This is a genomic window from Alteromonas sp. AO-Serp, from assembly GCF_017849675.1.
GTDB lineage: Bacteria > Pseudomonadota > Gammaproteobacteria > Enterobacterales > Alteromonadaceae > Alteromonas > Alteromonas macleodii.
Genome location: NZ_JAFLMX010000032.1, coordinates 1 through 8,640 on the forward strand (window position 1 = coordinate 1; position 8,640 = coordinate 8,640).

Annotated in this window: 7 protein-coding genes; 5 read left to right on the forward strand and 2 right to left on the reverse strand. The window is 44.1% G+C overall.

All coding sequences use genetic code 11. The features are described 5' to 3' along the window. On the reverse strand, positions 1 to 607 hold a 607-nt coding region (locus QVA83_RS02625; RefSeq protein ID WP_287498114.1), incomplete at its 3' end, for a hypothetical protein. A gap of 173 nt (positions 608 to 780) precedes the next feature. Here QVA83_RS02625 and QVA83_RS02630 point away from each other — a divergent pair. The 3 genes from QVA83_RS02630 to QVA83_RS02640 all read left to right on the forward strand — a co-directional run bounded on the left by QVA83_RS02630 (position 781) and on the right by QVA83_RS02640 (position 3,449). Next, positions 781 to 2,079, forward strand: a complete 1,299-nt coding sequence (locus tag QVA83_RS02630) for a sensor histidine kinase (protein WP_287498115.1) — start codon at positions 781 to 783, stop codon at positions 2,077 to 2,079. Continuing rightward, positions 2,076 to 2,720: a response regulator gene (locus QVA83_RS02635; protein WP_156078761.1), complete on the forward strand. Its 645-nt coding sequence runs from the start codon at positions 2,076 to 2,078 to the stop codon at positions 2,718 to 2,720. The genes QVA83_RS02630 and QVA83_RS02635 overlap by 4 nt, the downstream gene beginning before the upstream one ends. Positions 2,721 to 2,816: 96 nt before the next feature. Continuing rightward, the gene (locus QVA83_RS02640) at positions 2,817 to 3,449 is read left to right on the forward strand and encodes a carbohydrate binding domain-containing protein (protein WP_039226283.1); all 633 of its coding nucleotides are present in this window, start codon (positions 2,817 to 2,819) and stop codon (positions 3,447 to 3,449) included. 88 nt (positions 3,450 to 3,537) lie between these two features. Here the strand turns inward: QVA83_RS02640 and QVA83_RS02645 are convergent, their stop codons facing one another. Then, positions 3,538 to 4,695, reverse strand: a complete 1,158-nt coding sequence (locus QVA83_RS02645; protein WP_069944808.1) for an S-(hydroxymethyl)glutathione dehydrogenase/class III alcohol dehydrogenase — start codon at positions 4,693 to 4,695, stop codon at positions 3,538 to 3,540. Between the two features lie 189 nt (positions 4,696 to 4,884). Here QVA83_RS02645 and QVA83_RS02650 point away from each other — a divergent pair, with 189 nt between their 5' ends. Both QVA83_RS02650 and QVA83_RS02655 read left to right on the forward strand, forming a co-directional pair. Next, positions 4,885 to 5,763 (forward strand): LysR substrate-binding domain-containing protein, encoded by an 879-nt coding sequence (locus QVA83_RS02650; protein ID WP_014950489.1) that lies wholly within the window; start codon positions 4,885 to 4,887, stop codon positions 5,761 to 5,763. Between the two features lie 81 nt (positions 5,764 to 5,844). Then, positions 5,845 to 8,385 (forward strand): excinuclease ABC subunit UvrA, encoded by a 2,541-nt coding sequence (locus QVA83_RS02655; protein ID WP_069944807.1) that lies wholly within the window; start codon positions 5,845 to 5,847, stop codon positions 8,383 to 8,385. Positions 8,386 to 8,640: the final 255 nt, after the last annotated feature.

Sequence of the window (8,640 nt, forward strand, 5' to 3'; positions counted from 1 at the left end):
CTCCAAAGGCAAAAAATGCGGTATATGCTCCAATACCAGAGCCAATGATATGCCCAATATGCTCAGTTACCCACGTACCTGCCACGATGTTTTTTTGATAAACATAGCGCGCAATACCAATGGCATTTAACAGCGCGATAGGGGCAAAAATACAGGTTAACGTAATGCCGTACGTAATACCTTGATACAATGCAATAGAAGCTACAACAGTAAGCAAAGCGGGTAGCCACAGATACTCGATAGTACGCAGTTTCTCAAGATTTTGCTTCGCTTTAAGCACCGCTACAGAATGCCTTACGTTGTTCCACACCAATAGGCTCAACATCAGCAAAAAGAGATATTGGCCTCTAAGGTAGGCAGTGAAATAAGCAACAGACTCAAAGTGCTCGGGCATTGTTGGGTAGATGACTAGCGGAATAAACAACACCATAGTAGAGCTGACAACGCCACTAATAGACGTAAATAGCATTGCTTTTATATAGTAACCACCAAATTGCTTGTGGGCTTTTCCGCCCTTTTTCGTAAGACTAGGCACCCAAAACAGTAAAAGTGACAGAGCACCCGTTAAAATATGAAGCGTTACTATAAAGCCATGAATTGTTTGCATCTTGCTTTCCTTTGGCAATGAACAAAATTGTAGGCTTATAGTGATAACTTCACGAGATTGACAACAGTGCCAGAAGTCATGAAATAAAAAGTGACTTCTGGCCTATGCATTGAACTATATTTTTTGTCAAAGTAACGCTATAAGAACGAAAAGATATAGGTAGTCAGAAACGAATGAAAATCTCAATCCCTGCTCATTGGCGGGTGAGCATCGATATCGAGCGCGCATCTGCATGTATTACGTGGATGTTTGTAAGCGGCTCTGCACTTTACTTCTTGTATCATCAATACTCGTTCATGCATTGGCGATCCCTCTCCGCCATTGCTATTTTTTGTATGCTAGCTGCGACTTTTGTGATTGTCAGTAGGCATGACCACAGTATGCCTTCGTTAAGGCTGCCAACGTTATGGGCGATGTTTCTATTAGCGGTACTTTGCCAGTTTTTGCTTCCCTATGCCTACCTTGCCATCTTCATTGTTATTTGGTCCGCCATTCTTCCTTACTATGTTAATTGGAAAAAGTGCGTCGTACTTTCAATACCATTGGCTTTGCCCACCATCCTCATCCAAGGGTGGGTGTGGCAAGAGCAGCAAGCTGTCTTAACTGGCGCGCTGTTTTGGACATTCAATTTATTTGCCATGATCATGTCAAACACGGCCATTAAAGAATCGAAAGCACGTGAAGAAGCTGACGCGCTCAATAGACAATTATTAAGTACTCAGCAACTAATGAAGCAGGCGCTTACTCAAGATGAACGCCTGCGTATAGCGCGAAACATTCATGATGTTTTAGGGCATCATTTGACGGCGCTTACTATCAACCTTCAAGTCGCGTCTAGAAAGGCGGATTTATTAGAGAGCATTGAATCGCAAGCCATAAAGCAACACGTTGAGCAGTCCCACAGTATCGCTAAGCTTTTGCTCTCTGATGTTAGAGAAGCGATTTCTGACATTCGGGAAAATGCGGCTATTGATTTTTCATTAGCAGTAAACGCACTAATTAAAGATTTGCCTAGGCCGATGGTAAATCTGCACATTGACGACAATTTAATGTTAACCAACGTGCGAATTGCCGATTGCCTTTTGCGAAGTATGCAGGAGGCGCTAACTAACGTGATACGCCATACACAGGCGCATTATTTTTCCCTATCACTGACGCAACACAACGGCGCTTACAACCTACTAATGCACGACAGTATGGTGCCGCATGCTGCAGATGAGAAACTCAGTGATGAGCAGCCAAGTAGCATACAGTTCTTCGACAAAGCACCATGTAGCCATTCAGAAGGCGCTTTTGCAGAAGGGGTTCGAAAGGAAGAGCGATCAAGCGAATCTGACACTTCAAGTCATGTGGTGGCTGGCAATGGTCTAAAAGGAATGCAGGAACGGGTTCATGAGCTAAATGGAACTATCAGCTGGCAGCGAACCGAGCAGGGTTTTCGCATCGCAATTCACATACCGGAGGGCGAATGAAAACACGCCTTATATTAGTTGAAGATCAAATGCTGGTAAGGGAAGGCATCAAATCACTTTTAGGGCTTGATGATAGCGTTGAAGTTGTTGGCGAATACGAAAATGGTCAGCAGCTCATTGATAGTGAAAACGCTTTAAACTGTGATGTGATATTAATGGATATTCGCATGCCCAAATTATCGGGTATCGATACTTTGCTTGCACTGAGTGATAAAGGGATCAGTACGCCAGTGCTAATGCTTACTACGTTTGACGATCACGAGCTGGTAAACGGCGCTATGCGCGCTGGTGCAAAAGGGTACCTGCTTAAAGATGTATCGCTAGAAACCCTGGTTGACACTATTACACAAATAAAAAATGGTAAAACGCTGATTCAGCCCGCGGTAACCGAAAAAGTGTTGCAAGGCTTGAAAGGACTGAACGTAGAATTTGAGTCGTTTGAAAATCCAGAGCCACTTACTGAGAAAGAAGTCGAAATTCTCCGTTTGATCGCTGCGGGTTACAGTAATAAAGAAATTGCAGATGCGATGTTCAAATCAACAGGCACCATTAAGAACCAAGTTTCTTCAGTCATGGCTAAGCTTGGTGTACGAGATAGAACGAGGGCAGTGCTCAAGGCGTTAGAGCAGGGGGTTATTTAGTTATACTTTTATACAACATGCTAAAGAATAAGATACACAGGTTGGACCACTTGGTAAAATACAATCATAGGATCACGTGTGATTTCGGAGAAGTACATGAGCAAGTGGTTAGTAGTTTTATCTTTAGTTTTCGGTGTGAGCACGACAGCTCACGCCAATTTGATTTTAAACGGTAGCTTTGAGAACAACGATATTAAGAGTAATAGCTGGAAAGCCTTCACTGCTGGAACAGTTGATGGGTGGAGCGGCACAAATATGGAGCTATGGGATAACTTCCAAGGGTTAAATGCATTTGATGGTAGCCAATATGCTGAGCTTAATGCCAATGGCAATAATGGCCGATACTTTATTTTTCAAAGCTTCTCTACTGAAGCAGATGCTACCTATGATGTGTCATTTGCTTATGCAGCACGAGGTAAAGGTGAAAGTTTTCAGCTAGACATATTCAGCGATACGGACAACATTTTGTTCAGTCAAGTGTTTGACGATCACGCCATTAAAACTTGGTCTGAATTCTACGGTGATTTTGTTGCGCAAACTGCGCTGACAACCATCCGTTTTTCTACCATCAATACAGGAACCTATGGCAATTTTGTTGATGATATCGTGGTAACTGAAGCGCCTAGATTAGCGAGTGTATCCAGTGTTTCAGTTAGTGAGCCAGCGAGCTTGGCTATTTTGCTACCTCTTTCAGCTTTTGCGTTTATAAGACGCAAGAGAGCCAAATAGATTTACACATATGGTAACTACAAAAAGGCCCGCATTTATGCGGGCCTTTGTTTTTTATTCTAAAATATCTGCGCTTTGGTTCTAATGCTTATTTATCCATATGCACAACAGAGCGGATACTTTCACCTTTATGCATTAAATCAAAGGCATTGTTAATGTCACCAAGACCCATGGTGTGAGTGATAAACTCTTGAAGACCAAAGTCACCATTTAAGTATTGCTCTACAATACCTGGCAGCTCTGAACGACCTTTAACACCGCCAAATGCAGAGCCGCGCCATACACGACCTGTCACTAACTGGAATGGGCGCGTTGAAATTTCTTGTCCTGCACCAGCTACACCAATGATCACAGATTCGCCCCAACCCTTGTGACAGCACTCAAGTGCAGAACGCATCACGTTGACGTTGCCGATACATTCAAACGAGTAGTCAACACCGCCGTCAGTCATTTCAACAATCACTTCCTGAATAGGCTTATCGAAATTCTGAGGGTTTACCACGTCAGTTGCACCAAGCTGTTTTGCTAGGTCAAACTTACTTTCGTTGATATCAATACCAATAATGCGACCGGCGCCAGCCATGCGTGCACCGATAATAGCGGATAAACCAATACCGCCTAAGCCAAAGATAGCAACCGTATCGCCCTCTTGTACTTTCGCGGTTTTAAGTACAGCGCCCATACCGGTGGTTACGCCACAGCCAAGCAAGCATACTTCTTCTAATGGGGCGGTTTTGTTAACTTTCGCTAGCGAGATTTCGGGCAAAACTGTGTACTCAGAAAATGTTGAGCAGCCCATGTAATGATAAATTGGCTCACCATCTTTTGAGAAGCGGCTTGTGCCGTCTGGCATTAGGCCTTTACCTTGGGTTGCACGCACCGCTTGGCAAAGGTTGGTTTTGCCCGATGTACAAAACTTACACTCGCCACATTCTGCGGTGTAAAGTGGAATAACGTGATCGCCAACTTCTACACTGGTCACGCCTTCACCCACCATTTCAACAATACCGCCACCTTCGTGACCTAAAATTGAAGGGAATACGCCTTCTGGATCTTCACCTGATAATGTAAATGCGTCAGTGTGGCACACACCAGTTGCAACAATGCGTACAAGCACTTCGCCCTTTTTAGGAAGCTCTACATCAACTTCTTCCATCTTTAACGGCTCACCTGGGCCCCAAGCCACCGCAGCTTTTGATTTAATGTGGGTTTGACCTTCCTGCAATGAATCTTTGAATGACGCCATGTAATGACTCCTTAATCATAAATAAATGATGATGTTTTATAGGCCAAAGTATAGGAGACGGATTACTATTGATAAATACAGTTTTAGTAAATCACTTTTTCATAATTGTAATAATTGATTTAGCCAAATAGAATGTACTTAAATAAACCAGCGCTTTGTTGAACAACGCTAAACTAACGAGTGGCGATAATGAAATATCTAGAAGGCATAGCTGAGTTTTGTGCCGTAGCTGACGTTGGCAATTTTACCGGGGCTGCAAATAAGCTCGATACGTCAGTGGCGCAGATAAGCCGTAAAGTCGCATCACTTGAAAAGCAGCTGGGCGTAAAATTATTACAGCGTACAACGCGCAGCGTATCGCTTACTGAAGCGGGTACGCAGTATTTTCAGCAGGCAATGCCCGCGTTAAAGGCGCTCGAAGATGCCCAGCTAGCGGTGAGCGCACTGCAAGCATCGCCGCAAGGGCTAATTAAACTTACCGCTCCCGTAGCGTTTGGCGAAGCATTCATAGCGCCATTGCTCAATACCTTTATGCAAAAGTACGCTGGCATTAGTGTGCAGTGTACGTTCTCCAATGAAAAACTCGATATTGTGGAGCTTGGTCTCGATCTCGCTATTCGTATTGGCAAACTAGAAGACTCGACGCTGGTTGCAAAAAAGCTGGCTACACGTCATTTGTTTGTATGCGGAAGTAGGGATTATTTTAAAGAGCAAGGTCAACCCAAAAGTATTGAAGAGTTAAAAGAGCACTCGTTGCTGGTGGGGTCACAACCCTATTGGCGTTTACTTATCGATAATAAAATTCAATCAATTCCTGTACAGGGAAGAGTACGGTATAACAGCGGGAATGCCCTATGCAGCGCCGCGGTTGCTGGTTTGGGTATTGCACAGCTACCCGGTTTTTACGTGCGTAAAGCGCTAGCCTCTGGTCAGCTAATAGAGCTGTTTCCCGAGTACAAAGACAAGCAAGAGGCTATTTGGGCCGTATTTCCTTCAAACCGAAATGTTGCACCTAAAATTAGATTGCTGGTGGATTTTTTAGCTCAACATCTCATCTCAGACAGCTGATGTGTTTGTTTAAAAATAGTGATCGAAATACAGCGCCTGTATCTAAATATTCTTTAATAAAGGTGACATGCAGGTGATGAAGTGCACAATGATGAGGGAAAAATTAACGTACGCGGCGCTCGTGTACACAACTTAAAAAATATCAGTATTGATATACCGCGAAATGAAGTGGTGGTGTTTACCGGTGTATCTGGCTCAGGAAAATCTTCTTTGGCTTTCGGTACGCTTTACGCAGAAGCTCAGCACCGCTATTTAGATTCAATATCACCTTATGCCAGACGACTAATTGAGCAGGTGGAGAAACCTGACGTAGACGTGATTGACGGCTTACCGCCTGCTGTGGGCCTGCACCAGCGCCGGGGCGCACCTTCAGTTCGTTCTTCCGTTGGTAGTATCACCACGCTTTCTAATAGTCTGCGAATGCTTTATTCCCGGGCCGGGGATTATCCCAAAGGGCAGAGCATTGTCTACGCAGACGGGTTTTCTCCTAATACGCCCGAAGGTGCATGTGAACATTGTGACGGTATTGGAAAAGTTTTTGACACACAAGCTCATCGCCTTGTACCCGACGACAGCCTCACCATACGTGAGGGCGCTGTGGCAGCTTGGCCTGGTGCATGGCAGGGCAAAAACCTAGTAAGGGTATTGTTGTCGCTAGATATCGATGTTGATATTCCATGGCGTGAACTGCCTCAAAAAACCCGTGACTGGATCTTATTTACCGACGAAATGCCTCAGTTACCTGTATACCGAAACTATAACCTAGCGCAAACCCGTAAAGCACAACAAGAGGGCGAGCCTGCCAGCTACAATGGCAAGTTTATCAGCGCGCGACGTCATGTGCTCGATACGTTTAAAACCTCTCAAAAAGAGAAAATGAAGCAGCGAATTGCTCCCTTTATATCTGTTGAAGCATGTCCGGTTTGCCGTGGAAAAAAGCTTAAGCAAAATGCGCTGGCAGTGAAAGTTGATGGCTTAGATATTATTGAGTTTTCAAGGCTGCCACTACAGCAAGTTCACGAAAAGCTTCAGGCATTAAGAAAGTCAGTCAAAGGTGATACTTCAGAGCGTGGTCAGGTGATACGTACTATTACGGGCGACATTATTGAAAGAGTGAAGCCCATAGTAGCGCTTGGGCTTCATTACCTTTCGTTAGATAGAAGTACAACAAGTATCTCAGTAGGCGAACTACAGCGATTGCGTCTGACGACCCAGCTTAAATCGAATTTATTTGGCGTTGTCTTTGTTATGGATGAACCCTCATCAGGTCTTCACCCTCGCGATGTAGAAGGGCTTATTCACGCGCTTCACAATATTACCGATACGGGCAATTCACTGCTCGTTGTCGAGCACAATCCTTACGTCATCAAAGGGGCTAACTGGGTCGTAGATGTAGGGCCGAAAGCGGGAGTGAACGGAGGTGAGCTTGTCTATAGTGGGCCGGTTAAAGAACTGGCAAGCACAAAAAACTCTTTAACGGCAGACTATGTTTTTAACAATAAAGCACTAAGCCAGCGTATAAAACGTAAATCATCAGGGGGATTGCGTTTAAAAGACGTGTCCAGAAATAATGTCAGCCATGTTGATATTGATATTCCACTAGGTGTGATGACCTGTGTCACTGGCGTTTCCGGCTCTGGAAAGTCGAGTTTAATTAGCCAAGCATTAGTTGAGTTAGTCAAAGGTGGTTTAAATACAGCCGAGAAAGAAGGGAAGCGAGCGCAAGAAACAAGAGAAACGAAAGAACTGCTTACTGACGCCAATTCGCTTCTTACTAACGACACTTTTTCACTTAAAAGTGAACCGCGACAAGGCTGTATTGAAAGCGGACTTGAAGCGTTAAGCCGTATAGTTGTGGTAGATCAGTCTCCCATCGGCAGGACTCCCCGTTCAACTTTGGCAACCTATACCGGCATATTTGACCAAATCAGAAGTTTATTTGCTTCAACCGAAGAAGCAAAATCCCGTGGTTACGATGCGGGTCATTTCTCGTTTAACGTTGCAAAAGGGCGGTGCCCACATTGTGAAGGCTTGGGTGTGGTATCGGTAGAATTACTATTTATGCCGAGTGTTTATTCCCCCTGTACTGTTTGTAACGGTCAGCGTTTTAACGATAACGTACTGGAAGTTGGTTACAATGAGCATTCTATCGCTGATGTATTATCGCTTACGGTTGAAGAAGCACTATCTGTATTTAGTGATAATCAAGTTATTACGCGGGGACTTAAAACGCTAATGAACGTAGGGCTTGGCTATCTAACCCTTGGGCAAAGTGCCACTGAATTATCAGGCGGCGAGGCGCAGCGCATTAAATTAGCGTCAGAACTTAAACGTGCCCAAAATGCTAATACCCTATACGTGCTTGATGAACCTACAACAGGTTTACATCTTTCAGACACTGCATTGCTTATGCAGCATTTAAGCACCTTAGTTGAAGCGGGGAATACTGTGGTGATGGTTGAGCACAATATGCAGGTGGCTGGGGCTTGCGACCACATTATTGATATGGGGCCAGGCGCTGGTGATGAGGGAGGAGAAATAGTTGCTGAAGGCAGACCAGAGGAGGTTGCTAAAGTTCAGCAAAGTGCAACAGCCCCATTTTTAAAGGCGAGTTTGGCTTAAAGAAAGGTTTTGATTGAGTTAGGTTTGAATGATCTTAGAAATAAGTCGTTGTTTAAAGCTACTTGAATACTAGTAAGCCAGCAAAGAAACGGCTTGAACTCGTATTTGTACCTTAAAAAGAAATATTAGTTAAAGAGTGTTGCACTTTTTGCAACACAGTGTAGTGAAAACTGCGGTTGACATATAGACGTCTATACGGCAAATTGCTTGTATGAAAAAGATTCTACTTACTCGCACCACCATTATGTTAATTAC

Coding starts and splice junctions, on each gene's coding strand:
- QVA83_RS02645 (WP_069944808.1), bottom strand. CDS start 4,695: ATGGCGTCATTCAAAGATTCATTGCAGGAAGGTCAAACCCACATTAAA.
- QVA83_RS02630 (WP_287498115.1), top strand. CDS start 781: ATGAAAATCTCAATCCCTGCTCATTGGCGGGTGAGCATCGATATCGAG.
- QVA83_RS02650 (WP_014950489.1), top strand. CDS start 4,885: ATGAAATATCTAGAAGGCATAGCTGAGTTTTGTGCCGTAGCTGACGTT.
- QVA83_RS02635 (WP_156078761.1), top strand. CDS start 2,076: ATGAAAACACGCCTTATATTAGTTGAAGATCAAATGCTGGTAAGGGAA.
- QVA83_RS02640 (WP_039226283.1), top strand. CDS start 2,817: ATGAGCAAGTGGTTAGTAGTTTTATCTTTAGTTTTCGGTGTGAGCACG.